Below are 25,516 nucleotides of genomic sequence, written 5' to 3' on the forward strand. Positions count from 1 at the left end.
ACGTCGATGGTGAGTCCGAATGCGGCGGCGGGTTCGTCGTAGTAGGTGGCTCACTCGGTCCGTGTGACGCTGGCGGGTATCCAGGTCCTGTGCCCGGCACGCTCGATCACTTGTCTGAGAGTGTTCGGTCCGGTGTTCGCCGCCAACCCGCCCGACAGCTCCCGGCGGACCGGACGGTCCGCGCCCGGTCCCGTGTGGTCGGTCATCAGCAAGGCCACCATCGCGGCGCTGACCGCTTGGACCTTGCTGGCCCGCCACGGACTGACCGTGCCGCAGCTCGCGAACCGTGGAGCACCAGTTCCGCCGCTTTCAAGCCAAAGATCGACGTCCTCGCCGCCGATGTCAGCGGCCACTCATCTCGTGGTTCTGTTGGTACACGGGCAGAGATCGGGCCAACGTGGCTCATCAGCAGACGTTCGCGATCCCGCGTAATGTCCAGTACGGCTTCGCCTCATGATACACGCGCCTTGAAGCGAAAAAGAAACTGGAGAGACGCTGGCATGAAGGTCCTGCCCTGTAAGAATCACCGCGTTGGTATCGGTCATGACGATCATTACCAGCACACCCCGCCAGCACTTGGAATATGAAGGATTTTGGTGCTCAAGCACTTGGCTATCTCAGCGGTTTCTGCATCCACGGTCGCCGCGACCATGATCACCACCGCACCCAGCGCCGAGGCAACCACCTACACTTTGCTCCACGAAGCCAGCAGCGGCGGCGTCACCGCTCGACTCTGGCTCAACAACCAAACACGTGTCATTCACGCCCAGGGACGCAACCTCCAAGCGCGCGAGGTCGTCCGGCTGGACATGAACAGCCACAACGAACTCATAGCGGTCACCCAACGAGACTCTCGACCCGGATCTGGTCATTTGTCGACTGTGTCAAGAACCCGAGAAGTTCCGTATTGCCATATGTCAGCGCCAGAAGCATCGGTGAGGCAGGATCCAAGGCAGTCGCCATTCGATCTTGATGTTTGACCGTATTTCATACTTGCAAAAGTCGAGTGGCATATCTAGGTTCAGGGATTGACGTGAGTGCAGCTGGCCAGGAAGAAAGTGCCCATAATCCGCGTGGTCGTGACCGGTGTACCGCTCTGGGTCCTGTGTGCGTCAGTAGCCGCAACGGCCTTGCTGGGCGGCCCTTTCAAAGCCGCCCAGCAAGCCCTTCTCCCCGACGTACTCGGCGAGAGAAACTTCCACGTTGGCATGGAATTGCGCAACGTCAGCGGCCAGACCGCACAGCTGGCGGGATCTGCCGGGGGCGGCTTGATCGTTTCCGCACTGGGGCCGTCGCTCGGGCTCATGGTCGACGTTCTGACATTCTTGCTTTCCGCGATCCTTCTTCGCTCCGCCGTCGCTCGGCGGGCCGCTGCGCCGCGCGCCCAGGCCGCTGAATACTCGAAACACGCGCTCTGGACCGCCCCTGCGAGTCGCTCAGTCATGTCAGCGCCTTGGCGCGGGCGAATCCTCGACCGGCGCGCGCCACACAGTCGCTCGGATGACGTGGTTACCCGCGTCCGCGGAACAGCGTGACCGAGGCCCAACGCTGCACCGCGTTTTCCTGGTGTGGATTACAGGCCCCAGAACGAGCCGGACAGCCCCGCCTGCCGGAAGTACGCGGCCGCAGCCGCAGGTTCGCGCCGCTGGTAACCGTGGTCGAGCCTGCCCTCGTACCACCCCGCCGCGAGCCGCCACAGAGTAGGCAGGTCCATGACATAACCCTTGTCCTGCCGCGTTTCCGCGAGCCATCCATCCACGCAGGACTCGCCGCAGAACAACCGCTGGTTGCCGCAGGTGTGCACGACGTCGTCCCACATCCGCGCCGTCGGCACCAGGAAGTGCGCGACCAGACCGCCCTTCGGCGGCGTCCGGTCATTCACCAGGAGCGCATGCGGTTGGCCGCAGCCACGGCAGCGGGTGGCCACCAGAACCTCGGGCTCGGCCTTGACCAGATGCGGTATCGCGAACGCGTCCCACGCGCAGCCGCCCCACCACAGCGTCCGCTCGCCCATCACCGAGAACCCCAGCGGGATCGCCGAGAATGGATGGGCCATCGCGACCTGCTCGCGGGCGTCGAGCACCACGTGCCGCTGCTCCGCGAGCCGGCGCAGCGCCTGTTTCGCCACCGCGAGCGATCCGTGCGCGGCATCGGCCAGTTCCGGCGTCGTCGGCGGCCTCCCGCGCTCAGCGAACGCGCGGTAGACCGCGACGCGGACGTCCTCGTCCCAACTCGTGTCGTCGTCGGCGCTCATGGCTGCCCTCGCTTCCCACCTTCAGCTCCGCACTTCGCAGCCAGACACCTGTCAGCGTGCACTCGCTTCGCAATCCGCCACCCGATGATGATATCGCCGAGTAAATCTGCCCGGAGGAGTCGACGCCGTCACGGCCCCAGACACCGGTTAACAGCGTTCACACAATGGTCGGCGCCGTACACCGAAGATGTCCGCACCGAGACCGCGGTCCGTCTGCAACAGACCGCCGAGCGAGAACTCGAATACGTGCCTGGCTTGCCCGTTCGGTTCGCGGCCGCGGCCTCAGTAGCCCTATATCCGACCTTGTGATCGCGCGCGCTGGTGCACCTTGTGCTCAAGTGGGATGTCGCGCGGTGTACGTCCCAGGGTTCGTCGGGCGCGCGTTGCTGTGGGGAGGGGTGCACGTCAGCGGAGGTCGAGGTGATCGATGATGGGCGCGACCCGCGCGCGGTCGTCGTCGACCAGGCCTCGGATCGGTAGCGGCAGACTGGGGCGTGCGACCAGTCCGATCAGTTCGGCGACCGTGGAAACCGCCCGCAGGCTGCCATGCTGTGCGAACAGGTCCCATAGCGGCTGCAGCCGCTGAGAAGCCGCGGACGAAGCGTGCGACGCTCCAGCTTGGGCCGAGCGCGCGATGTGCAGTGCGGGTCCTGGCAGTGTCCCGGCGATGACCGAGTACCAGACCTGGCATCCTGCGTTGAGGCCAGTCGCTGCGACGGGATCGCCGCTGACACCCACCGTGACATGCTCGGGCAGTAGCGAGCGCAGGTGTGAGATGCGGGCTGCGGCTTTGTCCGGGTTGGTCAGAACACCGGGGCACCTGCCTTCCGGGCGTCCTCGGCCATCTCCAGCACATGTTTGGTACGCAGGCCGCCGATCCCGACGATCACGGATACGCCGTTGGCGTGCCGCACCGCGAGGCGTGCGATGCGGGCGTTCCTCGCGGGTGAGGTAGGGAGAGGTAGGGATACGCCCCGGTTGATCCTAGCGTGGTAATCGAATCGACGCGGGTCGCCGTGAGTCGTTCGATCAATCCGGCGAATGCCTTCTCGTCGAGGCCGTCCTCCGTCAGCGGGTTCAGAGGTGTTAGCCCCCAAGCCGTGATGGTTATTAGACGGTCGCGACCGGCCTATGCCGATCGCGAGCCAGTCATACCCGAGAAGTGATCTTATCCGACAGTCCGTCGGTCAAGCCTTGATCTCGCCGCAGGCCCTGCCCATGAGGTCAAATCGACCATTGACATGGGACCAGCCTTCAACACACACCAAGGAACGATTGGGAAGGTCGCGCTGGACATTCAGCGTATAGCTGTCCGGGTAGCCCCAGCTCCTGGCCGGCTTCGTGTTCACGTCCAGGCCTCCCCCGTAGATATGAAAATGGCCGAAGAAGCGGCTGTTATAGGTTAAGCTGGCCCGCACGGATTCCACCCTCAGCCCACTGCCGTTAATTTTGATACAGACGAGATTGTTGCATCCGCTCGTGCCTGCGTGCGCAGGTGCGGCCAAAGCCGCCGATGCCGCGGCGGCCATGCCCAGTGCGGCCACACCTGTGGCCGCCCGCCTCAGAGCGGTACGTGAGGACATCCTCGTAGATCCCTTCGTTCGAGACATGCTCATCGCATGTAGCGCGCCACACGGTACATCGCCAAGGCTTTCAGTTCGGCTTCATGATTCCTTCTGGAGCTCGCGCAGCCCAGCGTGGTGTACCCGCGGGCTCACACTGACCTGAAGGTAAGTAACTGAGGAATTTGTCGGTACTTGCGTGGCGCGCGGCGCGAGTTAGGCTCAGCACCAGTTTCCGCTCGGGCGTTTGGTCCTGCAACGCTCGCATCCCGTTGGCCTTCCATTACCCGGCGATGCCTCAACCCACCACAAGGAGCACTTGCGTGCCTGGCAACAGCGAACCGATGCTGTCGGTGACGGTGAACGATCACCCCCGTGACTTTCCGGTCGATCCTCGATCCACACTGGTGGACGCGCTGCGCGGCCGGCTGGGCTTGACCGGGACGAAAAAGGGGTGCGACCGCGGCGAATGTGGCGCTTGCACCGTCCTCGTCGACGGGCGCCGTGTGCTGTCGTGCATGACGCTGGCATTGGCCGTGCACGGCAAGGAGATCACCACGATCGAGGGCCTCGCCTCCGATGACGGCACGCTCCACCCGGTCCAGCAGTCCTTCCTCGACAAGGACGCGTTCCAATGCGGATTTTGCACTCCTGGACAAGTGATGTCAGCGGTCGCGTGCATCGCTGAGGGCCATGCCACCTCCACCGACGAGATCAAGGAGTGGATGAGCGGCAACCTCTGCCGCTGCGCGGCTTACGTCCAGATAGTCGAAGCGGTCTCCGAAGCGGCCGCGGAAGTTGAGCCGCCAATCCGATGAGGACATTCGAATACGAGCGCGCCGCGACCATCGACGCCGCTCTCGCACGCTTACCTCAGCCGGACACCCAGCTGATCGCCGGTGGCACCGAATTGCTGAACTGGATCAAGGAAGGCATCGAGGCTCCTCAGTTGGTCCTGGACATCACCGGCCTGCCGCTGACCGGCATCGAAGCCGGCGACAGCGGGCTGCGCGTCGGTGCGCTGGAGACAATGAGCGACGTGCAGGCCGACCGGGCCATCCAGCGCGAATACCCGGTAATCGCGCAGGCCCTGGTGAAATCCGCCTCGGCCCAGTTGCGCAACATGGCGACCATCGGAGGGAACCTGCTGCAGCGCACCCGCTGCCCGTACTTCCGGGCGGATGTGTCGCTACCGTGCAACAAGCGCGAGCCCGGGTCGGGATGCGCGGCACTGGACGGCGGGGACACCAGTAGGCACGCGATCTTCGGTGGTAGTCGGCATTGCGTGGCGACCCACCCGTCGGACCTCGCGGTCGCGTTGGCAGCGCTGGACGCCTCAGTCGTGGCGCGCAGTGCGCGAGGCGAGCGGCGTATCCCGCTGACCGGCTTTCACCGTCTTCCGGGCGAGCAACCAGACCGGCACACCGAGTTGCTGGCAGACGAGTTGATAGTCGCGGTGGAGGTCCCGGCCGAGGTGGCTGCCCGGCGATCGCACTACGTGAAGGTTCGCGAACGGACATCTTACGAGTTCGCCGTCGTGTCGGCGGCCGCGGTCGTCGAACTTGACGGTCACACGATCACGCGGGCGCGCGTCGCGATCGGTGGGGTGGCGCCCCGGCCGTGGCGTCTCCGGAACACCGAGGTCGAGTTGCCTGGTATCGACGTTGGCGACACCGAGGGGCTGCGGGCTGCTGTCGCCGAGTCATTCGGTGAAGCCAGCCCGCTACCAGGAAACGAGTTCAAGGTCGAGCTGGCGCAGCGTGCGACGGTTCGTGCGGTGCAGGATGCGGGGGCAACGACGTGAGCATGTCGGACAGCAGTGTGCGTCGACCGGATGGGCGGGCGAAGCTCAGCGGGACGGCGCTGTACGCGGCGGACAAGCCCCATCCGGGCACGCTGGCGGCAGCACTTGTCCTCTCCACGGTCGCACGAGGACGGTTGGCCGCGCTCGACACCTCGGCCGCGGAAGGAGCACCCGGCGTGGTGCGGGTCATCGGCCATGCGCACATGCCGCGGCTAGCACCCATGCCGTCGCCGCCACTGGGGCACACCGTGCTGCCCATGCAGGACGACGAAATTCACTACGAGGGGCAGCCGATCGCCATCGTACTGGCCCGGACGTGGGAACAGGCCCGGTTCGCGGCTGGTCTCGTCCGACCGCGCTACGAGGATGTCACGAGGCCGGTTTCCTTCGGCGAGGCCGAGGAAACCCCGGCCACGGGGCCGACATTGTTGCGCGAGAACGCTGATGAGGCCGTCGGAGATGTCGAGGCCGGCCTCGCGCAAGCCGATTTCGTGGTCGACGAGACCTACACGACGTCGGACCGGCACGCCAATCCGATCGAGCCACATGCCACGTTGGCCTGGTGGGACCAAGACCAGCTGGTAGTGCACACCGCGACCCAGGGAATCGCGCTGACCCAGCAAACGATGGCCGGATTGTTCGGCCTACCACCGGAGAACGTTCGCATCGAGTCGCGCTACACCGGCGGTGGGTTCGGTTCGAAGGCTTATGTCTGGCCGCATATTCCGCTGGCCGCGGCGGCGGCCAAGGTGTGCGGCGGGCCGGTGCGGTTGGTGCTGACCCGTGCGCAGATGTATACGCTGTGCGGGCACCAGCCAGCCACACGGCAACACGTCCGGTTGGGTGCGACCAGGGATGGACGGCTGACCGCGATCGAACACATCGGCTCACATCCGACCAGCCGGGCACCGGGCTACCACATCGAGAACATGACCCAGGCAGCGATTGCGCTCTATGCCAGTCCGGCCATCGCGGTTCGCGCTCGCGTCCAGCAGGTCGACCGGCCCGCGCCAACACCAATGCGTTCCCCGAACGAGGCCGTGGGCATGTTCGCCATCGAGTCCGCGATGGACGAACTGGCTCATGGGCTCGCCCTCGACCCCGTTGAACTGCGGCTACGCAACGAACCGGAAACCGATCCGATGACGGGCAGACCCTTCTCATCACGGACGCTCGAGGCGTGCATTCGTGAGGGCGCACGCCGGTTCGGCTGGACACGGCGCCCCCCGGTGTCCTCGCTCAGGGAGGGAAGAGAACTCGTCGGGTGGGGCATGTCCGCATGTGCGATGGAAACCCACCGAGGCCCCGCCTCGGCGCGGATCCGCGCTTGTGCCGACGGCCGGATCGTGGTGGAGACTGGAATGGAGGAGATCGGGACCGGCCTGCCCGCCATGGTGCAGGCAGTCGCGGCGGAAGTGCTGGAGCGGGAGCCGGAAACCATCGACGTGCACCACGGCATCAGCACATTGCCGGCCCACATCGGCGTGTTCGGGTCGATGTCCACCATGGGCATCGGGTCCGCCGTCCATGCCGCGGCATCGGACCTGCGCGGCAAACTCGACGCGGCGGGCGGGTTCGAGGGACTGCGGCGCTCTGGCAGGGCGAGCCTGGAGGCCGAGGGCGCGTGGGCACCGGAGCCGACAGCCTCGGCGACGGGTGCTTCGCGTGATTTCTCGACACATGTGTACGGAGCCGTCTTCGTCGAGGTCCGGGTCGATACCGAACTCGGCCTCGTACGGGTGTGCCGGTGCGTCGGGGTGTACGGCGCTGGCCGGATCATCAACCCGCTGGCGGCACGCAGCCAACTCACCGGCGGCATCATCTGGGGTTTAGGGCACGCCCTGCTGGAACGTTCGATCCTCGAACCCGGCCGCGGCAGGTTCCGGTCGAAGAACCTCGCCGACTACCTCGTGCCGGTCAACGCGGACATCGGGGATATCGACGTGTCCTTCGTCGAGGAGGACGATCGTCACGCGAGCGCGCTCGGCGCCAAAGGCATCGGAGAAATCGGGGCGAACGGGGTCGCGCCCGCCATCGCCAACGCAGTGTTCCACGCCACCGGCCGCCGCGTCCGCGATCTCCCCATTAGAATCTCCGACCTGCTCTGAACGCGGTGCACATGCTGGGCGTCGGTCGCCGGTTGGTCAAGCAGCTACTCCGCACTGTTGACCACAAGTCGCAGCAAACGCAGGTTGACCGCAACGACCGGCTTTTCACGCCACAGCCCGCACACGGGCGTGAACCCTCAACCCCGCACACAGGTGTTAGCCCTCAACTCGGCCGAATTGAGGGTTCACACCTGTCATGCCAGGCTCGAGAGAGGTCAGCACTTCCGCAGAGAACTATAGGCGTTGACGTTGGTGTTGAAGTTCCCCGAAGTGCCAGGAGGGTAGGTTCCGGAAGTGCCGCTGTTGTCGTAGTACTTGTTGACGTACGCACAGAAACTGCTCGAGTTGTTGTTCCGCTGACTCTGGGCCCTGTCGTCGAAGTTCTGCAGGGCCAGATCCGGCGATCCCGACTTGAAGTATGCCATGGCCCCCTGCCCGTCCCACAGGTCGAACAGGCACATATGTCCTGGCGGGCAGCGGTCGTACCCGGTCGCGGCCTCGGCGGCGCCCGGCGTGATGACCATGGACGACAATGCGGCCGTCGCCACTACGAGCGTCTTCGTGATGATCGACATCGGCGAGTCCCCACGTTCAATGATTTTCTCTGGTTTGCCACACAGATCAGCGATTCCGTCGACTATGACGAACTTCGGTGGCAACGGTAATTTTCCCGCAAGATCGGAAGATTCCGCAATGACACAATCCATGCGATTCACATCCCGACCGATTCTCCTTCGTATATGGCACGAGGATGACCCGGGCAGTGCTGCGTCAGGTTTCCACCGAGCACATCATGTGGGTCGATCGGCATCTTCCCGGCTGACCGGCCACAAGTCGCTGGGTGCCTGGTTCGGCCCCCAAGGCTCCCCCTGCCAACTCCGCCCTGTCATTACCTCCGGGGTAATCGACGTCACGCACGCCTTCGGCCAAGGTTACTTCCAAAACAACGAAAACCTGGAAGGAAAACCATGACTGCCTACGGACTCGCACACCTGCGCCCGCCACCCGTACTGCCGGAGGAGGTCTATCAATACATGGAGCGCATTCAAGCCACGCTCGACCCGTTCGGCGGGAAGTTCCTGGTGCACGGCGCGCCAGTGGAGGTGAAGGAAGGAGAATGGCCCGGCGCTCTGGTGGTGATCGAGTTCCCCAGCCTCGGCGCCGCACGCGAGTGGTACGGCTCCCCCGCCTACCAGGAGATCCTGCGGCTGCGAGCAAACCACATCCCAGGCGACCTCATCCTGGTTGAAGGCTGCGGCCCGGACCACGACTCCGCCGCCCTGGCGACGACACTGCGGGAAGCGGCCGCAACCCTGGAGTAGCCGCAGCTCACCGACCGCAGAAGTAGGCACGGGGTAGATTCTTCGGCCTGCGCACGGTGTCGGCGGACCCGCGGTCTCACAGGTGTGCCCGAACACGTTCCGCACCTTCCCGCCCATGGCCTCACTCGCGGACGAGCCCCTCGGCAGGGGCCAGACCGGCGTGAGACAGCCGTACCCGACCGCCGGTCGGCGTCATATAATCGCAGCTCACAAGCTTACGGAGGTGGCGGTGGAGCATTGGACAGCTCCGACAGTGCACCAGTTGCGGATCTTTCTGTCGCTCGCCGAGGAGCTGCACTTTGGTCGTGCCGCGGCTCGGATGTTCATGAGCCAGCCCGCGCTGAGCCGCCAACTCAGCGCGTTGGAACGGCGACTGGGTGTGGAACTCGTCGCGCGCACCAACCGGTCCGTGGAGCTCACCCCGGCTGGCCGCGCGATCCTTCCCGAGGCTCGCGCGGCGTTGGACGCGATGCGCAAGCTGCATCGCGCAGTCGAAGGGCACACACGCTCAGCGACTGGAAAGGTGGTCATCGGTACGATTGGCGCCGAATCGGCGATGACGCACACACACCGCGTTCTGGCCGAGTTACGGCTCAAGAACCCGAACCTGAGCGTCGAGGTACGGCTACTCAACGTGGTCGAGCACTTTCTCAGCCTTTTCACCGGGGAAGTGGACGTGGTCTTCTGCCGTCCGCCTGCCCCCGCAGAGATACAGACGCATCATTTGGCCACAGAGCCTCGCGTGGTCTGTTTGTCCGCCGATGACCCACTCGCCAGCCGGCTCGAGGTCTCCCTCGACGAACTTCAGCACAGGGTGGTCATCTCGTTTCCGCCCGAATGTCCCCAGGTCTGGAGGGATTTCTGGGCCGTGGACCCCCGCCCCGATGGTTCACCCGTGAAGTATGGGCCGGTCGTGCGTGACGTGGAATCACTGCTCGCAACCATCGCCCACGGTAAGGCCATCGCCTTCCAGCCCGCCGCCGCCAGGCGGTTCTTCCCGCGTCCAGGTATCGCCTTCGTCGATGTCACCGACCTGCCACCGTGCACCTCAGCACTGGCGTGGCACGAGGCCAATCGCGAGCGTCCCAACGTGCTCGCCGTCCGTCAGGCCGCCCGCGCGGCTTATCCGAACCTGCCCTGAGCCCGGCAACGAACCACGGCACGTTTGCCTCGCTTCGACACCTTGCCTTCAACGTACCGAGTCGGTCGCTCGCTGTCATCGGTTGGTCACCCCCGGAACACGGCCACCGAAGAGAGCTGCCGCCGGTGACAGGGATTCCTGACATCTGTCACCCTAACCGCTCGGCGTGTATCACTCCCGCGATAATCATGCATGACTGGGTATCGAGCGGGACCGAAGAATCATCGGGTTGCAGTTGCGGTATTCACGACGAGCCCGCGAGAATTGGCGTTCCAGCGATGCACGTGCCGCGTTACGGAACGCGCGACGTTGTCTCACTGTGACACAGCAAACCAAGGCGGGGGAAGCTGCGCTCGATGATGGGGGAGAAGAATCGTTCACGGAACGAGTTGGAACAGATGAGCCACGATGTCCGCTTCTCCATTCTGGGCACTTTGACTTTGACGTGCGGCGACAGGAATGTCCAGGTTGGGAGCCCCAAATTGCGGGTGTTGCTTGCGACACTTCTGTTGTCACCGAACCGGGCAGTCCCGCTCACGCGGCTGGCGATGCAACTGTGGGGAGACACCCCGCCCGAAGACCCCCGTCGTGCGATCCAGCTGTACGTGACCCGGCTTCGTGCGGCCCTCGATTCGTCACGCGATCTGCTGACCACAGTTCCGGGCGGCTATCAGATGACTCTCAACGCCGACCAACTCGACCTTCTGCGATTCGAGGAACGGATAGACGCGGCGCTACAGAGCACCGACGACGAAGAGCGGGTGCAGTGGCTTCACGAGGCACTCATCCTGTGGCGCGGTGAGCCCTGTGAAGACGTGCCTTTCCACGACTCGCACTTCGCTGAACTCAGCCAGCTTGCGGAACGCCGTCTTCAGTTTGAAGAAGATTATATCGATATCCAACTGCGGCTGGGCCGGCACACCGACCTGGTGCCCAGGCTCCGTAGACTGACCGCGATCGCCCCTCTGCGAGAACGCTTCTGGGTCCAGCTCATGCACACCCTTCAGAGTATGGGGCGCCAGGCCGAGGCGTTGCAGACATATGCGTTGATCGCCGCCCGGCTCGCGGACGAACTGGGGGTCGATCCTGGCGAAGAACTTCGCGCGGCCCACCAACAGGTGCTGGCCCACGACGCGAACTCCACCGCGTCAGCTTGTGCGCCAACCACAACCTGCCCAGTCGTCCCACGTCAGCTACCGCCGGACACGGCGCGGTTCACCGGTCGGGAAGTGTACCTGGCGGAGCTGGACAAGTTCGCGTCCCCGCGGGACGACAGCGCTCGTGCCCTCCGCCTGATTACCGTCGACGGAGCCGCCGGGACAGGCAAGACGGCGCTGGTGACCCACTGGGCACACACAAGATGTGACCAGTTCCCCGATGGGCAACTCTTCGTCAAACTGCATGCGCCCCAGTCTCCCCCGCCAACCCCCCAAGACATTCTGGGGGCACTGCTGCGAGCACTTGGACAGCAGCCCGGGGACATGCCGGCAGACCTCGACGAGCGATCGGCGACCTTTCGTACCATCACGGCCGGTAAGCGAATGCTGCTCGTGCTGGACAACGTCGCTGAATCCGCTCAGGTCCTGCCCCTGTTACCGGGCCCCGGCAACGTGGTGGTGGTCACCAGCAGGCACCGGTTGCGAGCCTTGTCTTCCGCCCATGGTGCCGAGCGCATAGAACTCGACGTGCTCAGGCACGAAGAAGCGATAGAGCTTCTCGGGAGGTTCGTCGGCAGGGAACGGCTCGCGGCGGAGCCGGGCGGCGCGGCCGCGGTGTCCGACTACTGCGGGCACTTACCCCTGGCTCTCGTCCTCGCCGCTGACCGCCTCGCTGACGTCGCCACTGTCCGCGAACTCGCCCAAGAGCTAGCCAGCGAAGACGACCGTCTGGACACCTTCACAACGTTCGCGGACGCGCAGACGGATTTGCTTGCCTCGCTGGATTCCGCTTATCGGAACCTGAAACCTGATGCCGCGAGAGCCTTCCGCCTGCTGAGTTTGTGGCCAGGTAGCCGGATCGGCGTGCCCGCAGCAGCCGCTCTCGCCGGACTGCGCAGCCGAGACGCGCGTCACCTCCTCAACTATCTCGCTGACACCCACCACCTGCGACGCGTCACTCCCGGCCAGTTCGCCTTGCACGGCCTGCTTCGCCTCTTCGCCCGCAGCAAAGCAACCGAACTGAGCGGTCCGGAAAGGACGGCGGCGATACGTCGCATGCTCGACTGGTGCCTGCACAGCGCGGTCAACGCGGCACGCGTGTTGGGTGACGATCTCCCGTTTCGTTCCGTGAGCCGGCAGCCACCCGCAGTCGCCGCAACCTTCACTTCCGAAGCCCAAGCCATCATCTGGTTTGAAACAGAATTGGACAACCTCGGCCAGGCGGTACGGTTCAGCGCGCAAACAGGCGAATACGCACATGCATGGCAGATTGCGACCACCTTGAATGAGTTCCTGGAACGCTGCGCGCACCAGGTGGACCACACTCCCCTCCTTCGACTCGCACTCACCGCGGCGAAGAACGATGCCGGCTATCTCGGCGAGGCACAGATCCTCGCTCTTCTGGCGCACAACCATCTCCGTCTCAACCGGCCCGGGCAGGCACTGCGGCTCTACCAGCAGCACCTCGCCGTACTCCGACAACACAATGACACAGGGCTCATCGGTACGGCCTACGGCAATATCGCTCGCGCTCTCACTCGGCTTGGCCGCACCGACGCGGCTATCGACCACCTCCGATACGCCCTCGCCCTGCACCGACGCCTCGGCGATCGTAGGGCAGAGGCCAGAGGCCTTCACCTGCTCGCGGACACCCACATGCGGGCGGGCCGCCCCGCCAAAGCCGTGGTCTACAGCCAGCAAGCTCTCACGATTCGGGGATGCATCGCCGAACGGTTCGACGCCGCACTCAGCCACCACCAACTCGGCGAACTTCAGGTCGCACTCGGCAACCATGAGAAGGCCGTGGTCTACCTTCGTACCAGCCTTAGACTTTTCCAAGAAGCTGGCAGGTTCGACCACGAGGCCAACATCATGACCGTTCTGGCCACCGCATTGCGTCACACCGACAACCGACACGGATCCGGTCATTTGAAGCGGGCTGTCCAAAACATTGCACAACACGACGTGCGACCGGCCGCCAGTCCTCACAAGCAAATCTGCAATCGCGGATAACCTCAACGTCCCTCGATGGATTTCTTGCTCAGGGGGTGAGACAGTTCGTAGTCGAACCATATCCTGTGAGTGCCGTCACTGTCGACACTCATCCCGCCCGAGCCGACGATTCCCCTCAAAGCACCGGTACCACTCGAAGGCACGATAACGAACGACTCATCGTACCGCTGATTTTCGCCACCGGTCGAGGCAGTGTGGGTAAAATTGAACGTACCGGACAGCCCGCCGAGTTCGCCCTCGAAAGACTCAACTGCAACGTAGGAGCCGATCCCTGTCTTCTGATCGAACGCTGCGGTGAACAACGATGCGGACCTTCCAGAAACCTGACCCTCGTAACGCTTCTCCATCGTGTATACACCAACGTCAACTCCAGTGCGAACCGATAGCGCAGGGGTCACCGGAGCTGGTTTGAAATCATGTACCGTGAAAGTGGATTCTGCTCTCATGTGCTGGAGGTCCGTTCATCCTCGGTCGATCGACGGGTTGATAAATAGAACTCTACATCACTTTTGAAACGATCCGCTGAGCGAATGGGCTCCAAAGCCGAGCGAGGGAGCCTCCTGTCCGGGCATGATGACCCTTCCCAATCCGGTGCAGTTGCTGTTCGACCAGAAGACCTGGGGTATATCACTGGCATTCGCACCCGATTCGGCGACTCGCGCGATGCCACCGGAGAGCGCGAAGCAGGAACCCAGCGGCACGGGCTTCGCCACGCCCATATCACCTCGAAAACCTGGCTTGGAATACCAGCAGACGGTATTGGAACCGCAGTGCGGCGTCGACGGGCCAGCCGCGGCCGCGGTGGCGGCCGCCGGGATAGCCGTGGCGATGCCAGCCGCCGCCAATCCGACCAGGGCGACGTGCCGTGGTTTCATCGAATTCACCCGATCTCTCATCGCAACACTCGACTTCGTGAATCAATGTCATATTTCCTCACTGTGGCTGGCGAAGCAACGCACCGGCGATGAGCAAACGGCAACCTCTGATGCGTGCTTGTATATCGCGCCAGGCGACCATGCAGGTGCTGGGTTCGGCACGGTGAGGACTCGCGCTCGGAAGGGCGTCAACCTGTCCGTCCAGTCCGCTCAGGTGAACCGCGTGTCGAGAAGGTCGGCGCACGTCTCGCTCCAACTCGGCCGCAACACCTGGGACCGCCGCATGGAAACGCACGGCCCCATACGCACAGCGCGCGACGCTTGAAGCCGGACTAAAACTGAACTGAAGACGCGTCTCACTATGCTCACGCGACACGGAGACGTTTCTCCTGTAATCATCTCAGACGGTTCACATCGGACAAGAGCGGACAAGTATGCGTAAAATCTTGCTAGGGTTCATAGCGCTATTCTCAATGCTTGCTGCGGCGCCCTCGGCGAACGCCGCGACTCACTCAGAAATCGGCGTCCAGTCGGCCGGTGGCTGCATCAGCGCACACGGCCCCGGCGATTGGAACAAACATTGCATTGACGTCGTGGGCAAGGGAGTGAACGTAGAGACGGTCGAAGGCCATCTAAGTTCAACGGTCGCCCCCTACTTCCCCAGGCAGATCTGCGTGGTCGATGTGAAAATTTGGGGTACCGAACTCGGCGGCTACTACTTCGAACGCACTAAGAAGAACAACGGCTGCGGACTCGGCTCCCTAGGGGTCAAGTGGTTCCTCAACATGAAATTCGAGCCAGGTTCCCAAATCTGTTCCCAGACTACCTACGAAGGCAGGGTACCGGGACCAGTGTGCATCCAGATCCGGCCGTAGGACACGCCGCTGCGGCAACATTGGGCAGGTCAGGCGTGTGACAAGCCGAGGTCGCCGGTGATTCTCCGGCGACCTCGGCGCCCACCTTTCGCACGAAGCAAACGCAAATCCCGCAAGTTGTCAGGCAGTAGGTCCGGCGTATTCCGCCGCCATCTCGGCCAGAACCTCGTCGAGTCGGGTGGGAGTGATGTTCAAGTTCTTCGCGGTGAACGTCGCGTCGACGACGTTAGGCCTGTCGTACAGGTAAAGCATTTCCGAAAACTCCGCTACGATCGGATCTTTTTGCCCGATCTTCTCCAGTGTGGCTCTCGTCATACGCCCCAGCCACGGGCCAGGCGAGGCAGCCGCCGCCGCCAAGCGCGTGGCCAGTTCGCGCACCGGCGCCTCGGAAGTGGAGGGTACGTGCCAGGCACGGCCCCCGGACTCCTCGTGTCGTGCTGCTGCGATGAGCGTGCGCGCTGCATCGCCGGTGTAGGTCCAGCTGTGCGGTGCGTCGAGATCGCCTGGGAAGAAGGCTGGCGAGCCAGCTAGCACCTGTGCTCCCACCAGTAGCGTGAACGGCGAGTAGGCGCCCGCGCCCAGAAAATCGTTCGCCCGAACCTCGGTCACGCGTACCCGACCCGCGTCGTGGGCAGCGCGCGCTTCCTGCCACATCTGAGCCCGGATACGGCCCTTGACAGTGGTGGGCACCAGCGGATAGTCCTCGTTGACGGGTCCATCCGCAGGGCCGTAACCGTAGGTGTTGCCAAGCATGACGTACATCGCGCCCGCGCGTTCCGCCGCCGCCAGCACGGCAGCGGCCAACGGCGGAAACTCGGCCGGCCAACGGTCATAGGCAGGCATGGCACAGTTGAACACCGTGGTTGCGCCACGGGTTAATTCGTCGAACCGGGTGTAATCGGTTGCGTCGGCGGCGACTCGTTCGACGCCCTTGTGCGCCGGACCGCTCCCACGGCGGGTGATGAGCCGTACCCGGTCACCAGCCTCGGCCAACAGAAGCGCGGTAGCCGATCCGGCGGCTCCGGCTCCGACGACGACCTGCAAAGACACCCGTGTTCTCCTTGTTCGTATTTGCGGCACACGCGGTCCGCGAAGTTGTCGACCCAGCGAGAAGACGTGCTCGTGCCGACAAGTTGGCCAGCCGGTCATGTGCTGTCAGTCCATTCACGGGTGATGGTTTTCGGGCCGGTAGCTTCTGTGCGACGATGACCGTCATGACGACCAGAAAGGGCAATGCCGCGTAGGCGCCCGGCACAGCTGCGCACCGGCCTGTCGATCCGCGAACGACCTGGGCAGGCGCGCCGTCAGATTCCCCGAGTCTCCGCCTCGACGTTGCGAGCAATCGACGAGTTCGAACGCTCCCGGCTACGGCCTGGCGCGATCGCCGAAGCACTCGATGCTTGGGCCCGGTTCGTGCGCGGGCCCGTCCGAGAGCTTGAGGACCGCGCACCCGAAACCTGCCCCTGCCCAGATTGTCAGTGGAATGACCCAGTCGTGCGACGCGAGGCGCTGCGGCTGGCGTTGCACGCATTGCCGACCAAGGCGACCCGGGAACTCCGAGCGCTCGTCCAGCCCCTCGACGAGATCTACTTGTCCCGTTCGATTCCCACCCCGGAGACGGAACACATCCGCGGCCTGCTCACCATCACAGTGGTCCTTCCCCAGTACCAGCCAAGGCCGGCGGACACGTTCACCTTCGCGGTTGACCTGGTCTACCTGGGCTGGCTAGTCGCCGAGGTCGGGGACCGTCGCAGCGAACAGCGGCTGTACGCCTCCTATGTCACCCCTGCCCTGGACGATCTACTCGCCGCGTTGAACTCGATCACCGCCGGTGAACGGCACGCGCGAGTATCCTGGGACGGCGAGCCGACCGAATACCGCTGGCTGATCACCGCCGACCCGTACGCTTACGCGCACGTGCGCGTCCTGCGCTTCCCCGACAGGATAGAGAAGTCGCCAGACAACGACGGTCACCAACTCATCGACGCCGACCTACCACTGCCCGCCCTCGTTCGCTCAGTCACCACCGCGGCGAGGGCACTGCTGACCCGTCTCGGCGAAGACCAGTACGCACACCGATGGCATGCCGGCTCTTTCCCGACCAGCCACCTGCTCGCCCTCGAGCAATGGCTCCACCAACCACCAACCCGAGACAGGAACGGAAAGAGTCCGGGGTGATACCTTCTCGCTACCGCCGACTAGAGGCCCGATTCGCGCCGCGCGAGCGTGTCCACTTCAGATGGTTCCTTTCCGCTGTCGTTGTCGGCGTGGAGACACACGATACAAGTGCATTTCCACCCTGCCCCAGCGTTCCCACACGCGTCGACCACACCAGAGACCGCGGGCGTGTTCACAGAGCGGGCGCCCGGGGGTACATAAGTCAGGTAGCAGTCTCGTGCCTCGCCTGGGCATCCACTCCCCGTGAGCATGATCTGGTCGGGCCACTTGGCGTTGGTGATCTCGCCATGCAGCCTTCCGGTTCCGTTTTCGCGCCACAGCTTGACCTGTCTACCCTGCGTCTCGACCTGTTGGACCAGGGTGTAGGTCGCGGGCGGTGCCGCCGTCATCAATGGGGCACCTTGTGCTGTCCAACTCGAAGCCAGCACGATGCCGACGGCGATAGCGCTGACGGCACTCGCCCGCTTTCCGGAGGGGGCTTTCATAGCGAACCTTCTTCCGCGTTAGCTTTGCTTGAAACGTCTGCCACGGAAATCATGGACTCCGAAGCAGAGGTTATGCGGGAACGCCTTCAGTTAGGCTTCGTCTCGGCAGCACAGGTATGTTGATCGGATCACGCCAAGCTGCGCGCGTAGTTGCCCGGCGAAGTCACACGTCCGCTGGCGATAGGCGGAAAGCGGGGGCGGGCACGATGATGAGGCGGCTCATCCGCGCGACGGCGGGTTGTTCGTCGACGGGGCGCCCGTCGGCTTCGACCCAGGCGTGGGCGAGGAACGGGACAGTGCGCACGCCGGAACACCATGTGGGCCAACTACCGTGAGCGCGACACAGCAGGGCGGTCGCGATCGATCGGGGGAGGCACCCTTGGCCGGCGCAGTGCATGCTGACGGCGATGACGGCGCGCCGTGCCCGGGCGGCCTCGGGGTAGGTGGCGGGGCGGGCGCTCCGGGCGCAGGTAGTCAGCAGGCGCCGGATGTGTTTCGGTGGGAGGCGGCCGATCAGATGGGCGGCGGCGACCGCGATCAGGGGGAGCACACGCCGGTGCGGCGGCAGGCGTTCGCGGTGTTCGATGGTGACGGGAGCGCTCACCGGGTCACCAGTCCGGCTTCGCGGAGCGCGGCGCGCAGTGCGGCGATGTCATCCGCAGCCTGGGCACGGCTTACCTGGTAGCGGGCGGCGATCGCGCTGGCGGCGCGGTCGGTATCGGCGCCATCCATGAGGGCGCGCAGGATGAGGGCACCGACTGGGTTGAGTTGGTAGTAGCTGCCGGATGCCTCGTCGAGCAGGACCATGCCGTCGTCGGTGTCGGTGGCACTGACATGCGGGCGTAGTGTCAACGGCATGTGCGCTCCTTGGGGTGATGATCGCTAGCGGAGGGGCTTTCGAGGGCGGTGCGCAGCCATGCCTCGAGGGCCAACGCATTCTCCACGGACAGCAGGTAGGTGCGGGCGGTGTAGGGGCCGAGGGCCTCATGGCGGAGGGCGTCCGGGTCGACGAGGCCCAGGTGGGCCAGGTGCGAGGAGTCGAGCAGTTCAGCAAAGTCCGTGCGGTTACCAAGTAGGCCGGCGTGCATCTCGGCCATGAAGTGTCCCTTGGTCCGGCGGCCGAGCACCTCGTCGGGGACGATTCCGCGCATCGCGGCGGTCATGAGCGGTTTGTAAGCGAGCGGGTTGCTGCGCTCGTGCGGACGCACGGCAAGGCAAGCCTCCAGGACCCGGTCGTCGAGATAGGGATAGTGGATGGGTAGTCCGGCTTCGGCGCCGACACGTGTCAGGTTCCGGCACGTTGGGGTGGTGGCATAGATCCTGGTCAGCGTGCCGTGCTGGCCACGAGTCGGAGCCAGCGGCTCGGCCGTCGTGGCGGCCTTGGCCAGCAGGGCTCGCACCGTGGCCTTGGCGTCCGGAGTCGCCCAGACCGGTAGCGCTGGACGGGACTGCCAACCAAGATCGGGCCCGATGTGGAGCGGGTTGTACGGCGCAAGATCGGCAGCGGTTTTGGTCAGCCAGTCCGAGAAGGACCGACGGTCGAGGACAGCTCGGGCCGTATCCGTCCGGCGCCAGCGCAGGCGCGCCGCGGTCGCCCGCAGGTGCGCCCAGCCCACCATGGGATGTGACCGCATGGTGTCATGCAGGTACCCGCGTGCGGCTTCCAGGACCTGATCCCCGCCTTCGCCGGACAGGTGCAGCCGGGAGCCTGCGGCGGTCATGTCGCGGGCGAGGTCGCGAAGCTGCGCCCAGATACGAGCGCCTGCTGTCGGTTCGTCCATGCCTTCACCGCTGCGTGGCAGATCGGTGTACCAGGCAGGCACGCTCTCCGGGACCAGCAGACGATGCGTGGTGTTGCCGAGGTATTGGGCGGCACGGCGGGCCCAGCCGGCGTCGTCCTGACTCGCGTCGATGCCCATGCGCGTCACGGCCATCAGATGCGCCGGGCCGCGGTCGGCCAGGAAACACAGCGGCGTGGAATCCATGCCACCGGACAGGTCCGCACTGATCGTCCCGCCCCCGCGAGTTCGGAGATCGACCGCGTCCACGAGGGCGCGGGCCAGCCCGGGCGCCCCTTCGGTCACCGACAACTCCGGTTCCGGCGGAGACCACCACCGCCGCTGGCGGGCGGTTCGGTCGTCACGCAGTTCCAACCAGTGGCCCGGCGCGACGGCCTCGACTCCGCGCCACACCGACCGCTGATCGAGAGGGTGCGGAATCTCGTACACGATCAGGCGCAGCGCGAGGATCTCCTCGTCCACGTCCGCCCCCAAAACCCGCGCCAGCACATCGGAACGGTCGGCGGCCACCACCGCCTCGCCCACTCGGGCTGAGAAGACCCGGCGTAGTCCCGACGCGGTGCCCTGCACGCGCACCCGACCCGCCGCAGAGGCAAGCAGGTGGAAACTGCCCGCCCACCTGTGGCCGACGGTGTCGAGGTCGGTCAAGGCACGCAGCCCTTCGGCCGCGTGCCGCAGTTGAGACGGCGTGGCCGAGCAGTCGCCGACCACTGCGACGCGTGCCGAACCAGCCGAGGCCACCATCAGTTCTTCGTCGCCCCATTGCCCGATCAGCCACGGACGACCCGAAGCATGCCGGACGATGCGGTGGTCTGCTTTGTGAAAGGCGGCGGCCACGGCCGCGCCGGCCACGCAGTCCGAGAGGACCACGAACCAGCCCGTACCGCGACCACCGCTACTCATCTCATCCATCCCCGCAGGAAGCTCAGAACCAATTGAAAATATGGTCCGGCAGGGGGAAGCCACCGAGGTTGGCGGTCAGTTCGGAATATCCACCGACCTCCGTCAACTGTGGCGTTTCGTACACCAGCTTCTCCTGTGTCTCTGCCATGTCACCTCTCCTCGTTCTCAATTTCTCGCATGCGCAAAAGTGTCGCACGACGCCTTCTTGCAAACACATTCTCGAAAGCAGGGCAAGCACGGGCGAAGTCCGCCACGACGGTGTCGCCAGCGACGAATACTCGCGCACCACGGTCCCAGCGAATCGAAACTGCGATGACTTGAGTCAAGTTAGCACGTTTGAGGGCACGACAACCAGATACGGAGGAAATCTTCGCTGCGGCACCTTCCTATAAACAAGGGGTACATACACAACGCTGCATCATTCTTTAGAAACTTCGCATGATTGACATCATTGACTACCCCACACCGTGCGGGCTACGTCGTCCTCGACGCGCAACTGGTTCCCGCGTACTCGATAAACCTCGTGAGCCCAACCGGATACTGCGATAACCTCCCGGTGTGCGAGTGAAATCGATCTTCACGATGATTCTGGTCGGCCTGCTGGCTAGCCCGGTGATGGCGGTGGCGGAAGAGCGCCATGTCGACGTCGCTGTCGAATGGTTCGACGCGACCGCCGAGGCACTGGCCCCGCATCCCGACCCGTACGTGACGCAAAGCCGGAACTGGGCGGTGACCTGGCTCAGCGCCGCGAAAGCGGTGCGGACCCCCCGCTGCGATCGTCCGTTCGCCGAGGCCGCTCTGGCTTCCGCCGTCCACACCGCCCTGCGCGCACTCGCCCCGAACCAGGCCGAACGCCTCGACACCCGGCTGAGCGAAACCTTGCGGCGGCTCCCGGACGGTCCGGGCACTCGCTGCGGGGTCCAGGTGGGCCGCGCGCAGGCGCTGAAGGTGCTGGCCGACCGGGAAGGCGACGGCCTGGACCCGGCCTCGATGAATGCACCATTCCCCACACCCGCGCCCGCGCCCGGCGTGTGGCAGCCCACGCCGCCCGGATTCCGCGAGGCCAAACAGGCCGGTTTCCGCAACGCGCGGCCGTTCCTGCTCGACCGGGCGAACCAGTTCCGGCCCGGCCCGCCGCCCGCCCTCGATTCGGAGCGTTATCGCCAAGACCTTGCTGAGGTGGAGGCCGTAGGCGCCCTCGACAGTAAACTCCGCACACAGTCCCAGACCGACACGGCCGCGTTCTGGTACCAGTCCTCGGTCCTGGGGTTCACCGGCGCGCTGCGCCACGCCCTCACCGAGACGGGAGGCTCGCTTACCGACCGGACTCGCTTGGTCGCCGCCTTCCACGTCGCCGCGGTCGACACCGAGATCGCGGTCTCCGAGGCCAAGTACACCTACCTCTACTGGCGCCCAGTGACCGCGATGCAGGCCGCCCATCCGAAGTGGACACCACTACACGTCACCCCGGCGTTCCCGGAATACCCCAGCGGGCACACGAGCTACGCGGGTTCGGCGGAACGCATCCTGACCGTGTTGCGCGGCCCAGCCGCCGCCCGGGAGTTCCAGCTCACCAGTCCGACAGCGCCAGCAGTGGTCAAAACCTACCGGGCGTGGCAGGAACTGACTGAGGACAACATCGACGCGCGGGTGTGGTCGGGCATCCACTACCGCAACTCAGACCATGTAGGAGCCGCACTCGGCGGCCGCATCGCCGCGCACACCCTCGCCGGAATCGACCGGCTCTTCTGCTGAAGTCCGACGGTAGCGTGAAGCTAGACTGTCCGAGTGCGGGTGTGGTCGCAAGACGGGATCGAGCTCTTCGTCGCCGCTCCCGCGTCGGGTGGGTTTACCCGGCACAGCCATGACGAGTACGTCATCAGCGCGAACGTCTGCGGCGTCGAGGACGTCCAGCTCGACCGCCGCCAGTTCACACTGGGCACCGACGAGCTGACCTTGTACAACCCTGGCGAGGTGCAGTCGTGCCGGACCGCGGTCGGCGATGACGAGCGATGGTCGTGCGTCAGCCTCTACCTCGCCCCGGAAGTCCTCATGCGCAGGCTCAGCCACTCGGCGGAATTCCAGGAGCCGGTCCTCACAGCACCGGCGCTGAGGGCCGAACTGGTGAGGCTGGCCTTGTCGCCGGTGGACGCCACCACACCCCGCCGTCTGGAACGACTACTCGACGCGGTGTTCGACCAGGCGGCCCTCGGCCCTAGACGGGGCTCGTCCGAGATGGCTCAAGCGCACGCCTGGATCAGGGACGGCACAGGGCAAGAACCGTGGGAGCCGTTGAACGTCGGGCGGGTGGCTGCCCACCTGGGATGGTCGCGGGAAACCTTCACCAGGCGGTTCACACAGGCGACCGGAACCCCACCATACGCCTGGCACCTACAGGCCAGACTGCTGCAAGCGCGCCGCCTGCTGCGGCAAGGCCACAGCCCCGCCGAGGTGGCGACCTTGGTCGGCTTCACCGACCAAGCCCACCTGCACAAACACTTCCAAGCCGCGTACTCGATCACTCCCGCACAGATCCGTGCGTCGACCAAATAGGTCACAGATCTACAAGACCGGGCCACTCACCTGGCGGGAGCCTGGGACAATGCTCAACGTCGCCCTGCTCGCCTTCTGGCTGGGAATGGTGTTCAACGCCGCTCCAGGCGCGGTCTTCGCCGAATCCCTCCGCCGCGGGATGCGCGGAGGATTCCGCGGTGCGTTCGCGGTCCAGCTCGGCTCGCTTGCGGGCGACGTGACCTGGGCCGTCCTGGGCCTGGCCGGAGTCGGGACGCTCTTCCTACTCGACGGCGTGCGGGTGCCGCTCTTGCTGGCCGGCTCCGTGCTCACGACAGGTCTTGGAGTGATGTCGCTGCGCGCGGCACTGCGCCCGCCCGGCTCGGACCCGGCCCATAAGAGCCACGTCGACGCGACACGAGGCGGATTCTCGGTCGGCGCGGTCATGTCCCTGGCAAACCCGATGAACGTCGTTTTCTGGGGTGGCGCCGCCGCAGCCGTGAGCGGCGTCCTCGGTGAAGAGGCCACGTGGCTGTCACTGGCCGTTTTCTTCACCGGGTTCTTCGTCGCCTCGCTGCTGTGGTGCTGGATCTGCGCCGGAGCTATCGCACTGTTCCGGCGAGCGCTGTCGACACGGGGTGTGCGGTTGCTCGAGGCCGCATGCGGCCTCAGCCTGGTCGGCCTGGGAATATGGATGGTCCTTTCCCTTTGACCTGCACCTTCCCGCGCCCGCGCAAGGAAACCAGCGGGCCGGATCCATGGGCGTGTACCTTGGCCAGGCACGCCCTCATCGCCGACTACGAACGCAAGTTCACCGAGGCGGGTGTCGAACAGCTCAGGATCAAACTGACCTGATCGACACCGCCGAGGCCCAATTTACATTATTTAGTCCCAGTGAAGAGAACACGATCGGGCTTAATGGAACTGTTCGCGCCACGAAACTTGGCCGGGGTGGCCTTGCCAACCAGTTCCTGATGCACTTGCTGCGGCGTCCAAGTCGGATGCTCCGCCAGGATCAGGGCCACGGCACCCGCGGCGAGCCCGCTTCCTCCGTCGTGTACTCCCCAGGGATTCTCATCGCTGCCTGGTCCGATGGCAGTAGGATCGTGCTCAGGGGAGGCTAAGTCGACGCAGGAGCCGATGCGCGCTTCGACCTGTAGGAAATCGCCAGACCTCAGGACATCCGAACCGGTGGAAGTAATCGCTTCGGAGACGCGCGCCGGCGAAGTTTCCGCGCAGGTATCCTCGAACTCCCGAGGTGAACTCCCCGCGCTCACTACCCAGGTCACTCCCGATTTGATCGATTCCCGGATCGCGTTGTCAACCTCATTGTTGGCAGGCAGATCGAAAGGGAGCACAGCCACGGCAGGACGCACCGCGTTCGCAGTCACCCAGTTGATGCCGGCGACGACCCGCGAAGGCGTCGTTTGCCACTTACAATCACGCACACGCACAGAAACCATGCGTACGCCCTTCGCGGCACCGTACTTGGTCCCGCCGATTTGGCCCGCTACGCCGGTCGCGGAAAAGAACGCGCAATCATTAGCAATGTCTCCGCCTACCAGGTCGATGCCGCGGGCAGCCCGCCCGCCGAAGTCTGCGTGAGTCACCTCGATGCCCGAATCCAGCACATAGGCATGCACATTTTCGGCTGCAGTATGCCAGCCATAGCTTCGCGAAAGAGGGAATTGGCGCTGATCGATCCGGTCGAGCCCGTGGTTTGGATTGACCTGGATTCCACCGGCAGACCGGCCCGGCGTGCCCGAATCCTTCTCTGAGGCCACCGCGCTGGCGTCCTGGGGGAAGAAACTGGTACTCACCGCGACAAGAAGGGCGCCAAGGGAGGCAATCCATCTCAACTTCTTATTGGCAATCATGTGATCGAACCCTTCAAATGATTGATTACTGTTCGGGCAATTGATCACCGGCGAGATTAGTCAGCCCAACAAGTCCACGACCAAGGCCCTTAGGACTTCACGTGGCCGTCGCCCCACACTCGCGCGAATGGACCCCACTCCTTGTACAACTCGATGTGGTGCACCTGGTTGGGCGAACTGGACCAGCAGAATGACCGGTACGAACCGTCCGCACGGTACGACGCCGCAGACCCGACCTGGGTATATCCACCGCCGCCATGTCGCCACACCTTGGCGATGACGTCGCGGGTGGCGACATCCGGATCCGTGCTTCCAGTCACCCTCAATTCGAGGCACACCCGGCCGGAACTCGTAGCGTGAAAGTCCTGCGTGTTCCTGCTGAATTGAAAGTCGAAGCTGAAACTGAACGGCAGTGTCACCGCCGCGGAACCGGGGACCGCGGCCGCCGGAGGCGCGAGTACCGGACCGAGAGCCAGCGCACTTCCTGCGATTATCGCACTGACCGCGCGTTTTCTGAATTGATGTTTCATTGCACACCTTTCTTTGGGCGCACCGCGGAAGCCACGGGCTGACCTGTAACCAGCGGGCACCGATCCGGGCCCAGTGTGTGTCGGTGCCGAACCCAGGTCGCCTGCCCCGACCGTCGGCATCG

The 25,516-nt window shown here is 64.7% G+C and carries 24 protein-coding genes; 11 read left to right on the plus strand and 13 right to left on the minus strand.

The features are described 5' to 3' along the window. Positions 1-50: 50 nt before the first annotated feature. From FXO23_RS25970 to FXO23_RS25985, 4 genes are all read right to left on the minus strand, one after another. Entirely contained in the window at positions 51-353 is a 303-nt protein-coding gene (locus FXO23_RS25970; RefSeq protein ID WP_158888052.1) for a hypothetical protein, read from the minus strand. Between the two features lie 1,220 nt (positions 354-1,573). Then, positions 1,574-2,254, minus strand: a complete 681-nt coding sequence (gene merB / locus FXO23_RS25975) for an organomercurial lyase (protein WP_158888053.1) — start codon at positions 2,252-2,254, stop codon at positions 1,574-1,576. A gap of 405 nt (positions 2,255-2,659) precedes the next feature. Next, entirely contained in the window at positions 2,660-2,992 is a 333-nt protein-coding gene (locus FXO23_RS51730; RefSeq protein WP_246257810.1) for a dihydrodipicolinate synthase family protein, read from the minus strand. 449 nt (positions 2,993-3,441) lie between these two features. Beyond that, positions 3,442-3,798, minus strand: a complete 357-nt coding sequence (locus tag FXO23_RS25985) for a hypothetical protein (RefSeq protein ID WP_158888054.1) — start codon at positions 3,796-3,798, stop codon at positions 3,442-3,444. A gap of 362 nt (positions 3,799-4,160) precedes the next feature. Between FXO23_RS25985 and FXO23_RS25990 the strand changes: the two genes are divergently transcribed. The 3 genes from FXO23_RS25990 to FXO23_RS26000 are packed head-to-tail and all read left to right on the plus strand — an operon-like array spanning position 4,161 to position 7,728. After that, positions 4,161-4,634 carry a (2Fe-2S)-binding protein gene (locus tag FXO23_RS25990; protein WP_179956879.1) on the plus strand — a complete coding sequence of 158 codons (474 nt, stop codon included), beginning with the start codon at positions 4,161-4,163 and terminating at the stop codon, positions 4,632-4,634. After that, positions 4,631-5,620, plus strand: coding sequence for an FAD binding domain-containing protein (locus FXO23_RS25995; RefSeq protein ID WP_158888056.1), 990 nt, complete (start codon positions 4,631-4,633; stop codon positions 5,618-5,620). The genes FXO23_RS25990 and FXO23_RS25995 overlap by 4 nt, the downstream gene beginning before the upstream one ends. Before the next feature lie 2 nt (positions 5,621-5,622). Next, complete coding sequence (locus FXO23_RS26000; protein WP_158888057.1) at positions 5,623-7,728, plus strand: xanthine dehydrogenase family protein molybdopterin-binding subunit; 2,106 nt, start codon at positions 5,623-5,625, stop codon at positions 7,726-7,728. 215 nt (positions 7,729-7,943) lie between these two features. Here FXO23_RS26000 and FXO23_RS26005 read toward each other — a convergent pair whose 3' ends face one another. Beyond that, on the minus strand, positions 7,944-8,435 hold the full coding sequence (locus FXO23_RS26005; RefSeq protein WP_246257844.1) for a peptidase inhibitor family I36 protein: 492 nt from the start codon (positions 8,433-8,435) through the stop codon (positions 7,944-7,946). Between the two features lie 261 nt (positions 8,436-8,696). On the opposite strand from FXO23_RS26005, the gene FXO23_RS26010 reads away from it, so the two are divergent. The 3 genes from FXO23_RS26010 to FXO23_RS26020 all read left to right on the plus strand — a co-directional run bounded on the left by FXO23_RS26010 (position 8,697) and on the right by FXO23_RS26020 (position 13,361). Then, positions 8,697-9,050, plus strand: coding sequence for a DUF1330 domain-containing protein (locus FXO23_RS26010; RefSeq protein WP_158888059.1), 354 nt, complete (start codon positions 8,697-8,699; stop codon positions 9,048-9,050). Positions 9,051-9,303: 253 nt separating this feature from the next. After that, on the plus strand, positions 9,304-10,191 hold the full coding sequence (locus FXO23_RS26015) for a LysR family transcriptional regulator (protein ID WP_246257845.1): 888 nt from the start codon (positions 9,304-9,306) through the stop codon (positions 10,189-10,191). Positions 10,192-10,547: 356 nt separating this feature from the next. Next, entirely contained in the window at positions 10,548-13,361 is a 2,814-nt protein-coding gene (locus FXO23_RS26020; RefSeq protein WP_158888061.1) for an AfsR/SARP family transcriptional regulator, read from the plus strand. A 2-nt stretch (positions 13,362-13,363) separates the two neighbouring features. Here FXO23_RS26020 and FXO23_RS26025 read toward each other — a convergent pair whose 3' ends face one another. Next, on the minus strand, positions 13,364-13,807 hold the full coding sequence (locus FXO23_RS26025; RefSeq protein ID WP_158888062.1) for a DUF3224 domain-containing protein: 444 nt from the start codon (positions 13,805-13,807) through the stop codon (positions 13,364-13,366). A gap of 57 nt (positions 13,808-13,864) precedes the next feature. Next, positions 13,865-14,257 (minus strand): peptidase inhibitor family I36 protein, encoded by a 393-nt coding sequence (locus tag FXO23_RS52705; RefSeq protein WP_425484907.1) that lies wholly within the window; start codon positions 14,255-14,257, stop codon positions 13,865-13,867. A 452-nt stretch (positions 14,258-14,709) separates the two neighbouring features. Between FXO23_RS52705 and FXO23_RS26035 the strand changes: the two genes are divergently transcribed. Then, a complete protein-coding gene (locus FXO23_RS26035) occupies positions 14,710-15,111 on the plus strand; it encodes a hypothetical protein (protein ID WP_218952160.1) in 402 nt (133 codons plus the stop codon). Positions 15,112-15,231: 120 nt separating this feature from the next. Here FXO23_RS26035 and FXO23_RS26040 read toward each other — a convergent pair whose 3' ends face one another. Next, a complete protein-coding gene (locus FXO23_RS26040; protein WP_158888065.1) occupies positions 15,232-16,161 on the minus strand; it encodes an NAD-dependent epimerase/dehydratase family protein in 930 nt (309 codons plus the stop codon). Between the two features lie 444 nt (positions 16,162-16,605). Between FXO23_RS26040 and FXO23_RS26045 the strand changes: the two genes are divergently transcribed. Then, on the plus strand, positions 16,606-17,289 hold the full coding sequence (locus FXO23_RS26045; RefSeq protein ID WP_158888066.1) for a hypothetical protein: 684 nt from the start codon (positions 16,606-16,608) through the stop codon (positions 17,287-17,289). A 648-nt stretch (positions 17,290-17,937) separates the two neighbouring features. Here FXO23_RS26045 and FXO23_RS26050 read toward each other — a convergent pair. The 4 genes from FXO23_RS26050 to FXO23_RS26065 are packed head-to-tail and all read right to left on the minus strand — an operon-like array spanning position 17,938 to position 20,624. Next, positions 17,938-18,378, minus strand: coding sequence for a lasso peptide biosynthesis B2 protein (locus FXO23_RS26050; protein ID WP_158888067.1), 441 nt, complete (start codon positions 18,376-18,378; stop codon positions 17,938-17,940). Continuing rightward, positions 18,375-18,632, minus strand: coding sequence for a lasso peptide biosynthesis PqqD family chaperone (locus FXO23_RS26055; RefSeq protein WP_158888068.1), 258 nt, complete (start codon positions 18,630-18,632; stop codon positions 18,375-18,377). The genes FXO23_RS26050 and FXO23_RS26055 overlap by 4 nt, the downstream gene beginning before the upstream one ends. Continuing rightward, positions 18,623-20,485 carry an asparagine synthase-related protein gene (locus tag FXO23_RS26060; RefSeq protein WP_158888069.1) on the minus strand — a complete coding sequence of 621 codons (1,863 nt, stop codon included), beginning with the start codon at positions 20,483-20,485 and terminating at the stop codon, positions 18,623-18,625. The genes FXO23_RS26055 and FXO23_RS26060 overlap by 10 nt, the downstream gene beginning before the upstream one ends. A gap of 13 nt (positions 20,486-20,498) precedes the next feature. Then, positions 20,499-20,624 (minus strand): lasso RiPP family leader peptide-containing protein, encoded by a 126-nt coding sequence (locus tag FXO23_RS26065; RefSeq protein WP_158888070.1) that lies wholly within the window; start codon positions 20,622-20,624, stop codon positions 20,499-20,501. Positions 20,625-21,034: 410 nt separating this feature from the next. Between FXO23_RS26065 and FXO23_RS26070 the strand changes: the two genes are divergently transcribed. Genes FXO23_RS26070 through FXO23_RS26080 form a run of 3 tightly spaced genes read left to right on the plus strand, consistent with a single transcriptional unit; the run spans position 21,035 to position 23,699 of the window. Then, positions 21,035-22,231, plus strand: a complete 1,197-nt coding sequence (locus tag FXO23_RS26070) for a vanadium-dependent haloperoxidase (RefSeq protein ID WP_246257813.1) — start codon at positions 21,035-21,037, stop codon at positions 22,229-22,231. Between the two features lie 33 nt (positions 22,232-22,264). Further along, on the plus strand, positions 22,265-23,029 hold the full coding sequence (locus FXO23_RS26075; protein ID WP_158888071.1) for a helix-turn-helix domain-containing protein: 765 nt from the start codon (positions 22,265-22,267) through the stop codon (positions 23,027-23,029). Positions 23,030-23,078: 49 nt separating this feature from the next. Next, entirely contained in the window at positions 23,079-23,699 is a 621-nt protein-coding gene (locus FXO23_RS26080; protein ID WP_158888072.1) for a LysE family transporter, read from the plus strand. Between the two features lie 169 nt (positions 23,700-23,868). On the opposite strand, the gene FXO23_RS26085 is transcribed toward FXO23_RS26080, so the two are convergent. After that, a complete protein-coding gene (locus tag FXO23_RS26085) occupies positions 23,869-24,912 on the minus strand; it encodes a S8/S53 family peptidase (protein ID WP_158888073.1) in 1,044 nt (347 codons plus the stop codon). Between the last annotated feature and the right edge of the window lie 604 nt (positions 24,913-25,516).

The organism is Amycolatopsis anabasis (assembly GCF_009765355.1).
GTDB classification, from domain to species: domain Bacteria; phylum Actinomycetota; class Actinomycetes; order Mycobacteriales; family Pseudonocardiaceae; genus Amycolatopsis; species Amycolatopsis anabasis.